The sequence below is a fragment of the Vibrio sp. Vb1574 genome, from assembly GCF_033338675.1.
Genome location: NZ_JAWOTC010000142.1, coordinates 1 through 1,641, shown reverse-complemented (window position 1 = coordinate 1,641; position 1,641 = coordinate 1). Strand labels below are relative to the sequence as shown.

Annotated in this window: 1 protein-coding gene; it reads left to right on the top strand. The window is 47.2% G+C overall.

Going from position 1 to position 1,641, the window contains the following annotated elements:
- The coding region (locus tag R7O12_RS24240) for a M66 family metalloprotease (RefSeq protein WP_318126587.1) at window positions 1–1,641 on the top strand (1,641 nt) is incomplete at both ends.

Genomic DNA, 1,641 nt, shown 5'->3' with positions numbered 1-1,641 from the left:
GGATGCAACGCTGCAATCGATCGACAAGATGAACCACGCGCTGAATGTATTTGGGGCGGATGCAGGCAAGCCTGAAATCGAGATTGTGAACAAAACCAAAGCGGCTGGTATTCACCCAGGTGATCTGCGTTACAACGTGATTAACCTGATTGACGAGCCTCTAGCGAACGGTCTGCTTGGCTACGGCCCGTCGGTTTCTAACCCGATGACGGGGGAAATCATCAAAGGCCACGTGAACCAATACGCAGGCGTTGCAAGAACGGGTGTACCTTTCTATTGGGATAACTTGGCGCGTTTCTATAATCGTAATCAACTGGACTTAGATGGCTTAGATCCATTGCCAAGCAGCAGCGAATCTGTGAAAACAGAAGTCGCGGATAGAATTGAAGCGCTTTCTACAATGGCGGCGATGGCGAGCCTGAAATCGGATGAAAACATTCATGCGCCGCTCGTTTCAAAAGAAGACATCGTTTCTGGAAAAGCAGCGACGAAGAGCCCAACTCAGCTAATGAAAAACTTCAATGATGACATGGAGTTTGAAAAGGTGGTTGAAGCTGAAGAGAACCGTTTGTCTTTCTGGGCAGAGAACAACGTCTATCCAATCGAAGCGTCGTGGGTTTCTTCAACCAACAAGGCCATGTTGGACAACTTGAAGTTGGATGACGAGCGTTACTTTGAGATCAAACTTGATGACGCAGGTAACGAAGTATCGCGTCAGCTTAAGCGTTGGAAATACCTGCCAAAAGAGTTGCAAGTGAAAGCCGCAGATGCGATTACGGTTGCGACTTACAGCAATACGCTTGTTCACGAGCTTGGTCATAACATGGGTCTGCGCCATAACTTTAAAGGCTCAAATGACAAAGCGAACTACTACACGCTAGAGCAAGCGCATCAACTTGGTTTGAACAACATTCCTGCTTACAGTTCGACGATGGACTACGCACCAAGCATGTTGGATGAAACGCCAACTTGGGGTCTGTACGACATTGCGGCGTTTAAGTTTGGCTACGGTCGTAAAGTCGAGACGATTCAAGATTCTTCAGGTTCAGCTCCTGCGCCTGTTGCGAAACCGGCAGACAGTGCGAGCGATGAAGACAAAGCGGCATACGCTCGTTACCTCGCTGATCAGCAAGCCTACCAACAAAGCTTTGCATACAAGTTTGGCAACAATCCAGACAACACATCGCTGATGGTTTGTTCTGAAGTGAAGGCACTAACGGGGAACGAGAAAGGCAAATCACTCTACAACTGTGACTTCAGCCGATTCGATACCGCCGCGTTGTCTGATGATCCAGAACTGAATGCGAAAACTCGTTATGGCGCACTTTACTACCTAGATAAAGTGAATGAAATTGAGCGTAAGTCTTACGATTTCTGTACCGATGGGAACGTTTCTCTAAACAGCGACTGTAACCGTTTTGACGAAGGTACAAACCTAGAAGAAATTGTTTCTTACGAGTGCCAGAACTATTTCGATAGCTATGATCGACGCAACTTGGAGTTATATGGGACGACGGGATTATTCTCGTCCGATTATCCTGGTTACTTAGTGCGCCGTTATATGGAAATGAGCGCTATCCGTGACAAGATGGAAGATCTTGAGCGCATCGATAACCTGTACACCAATCTTGGTTACACTTC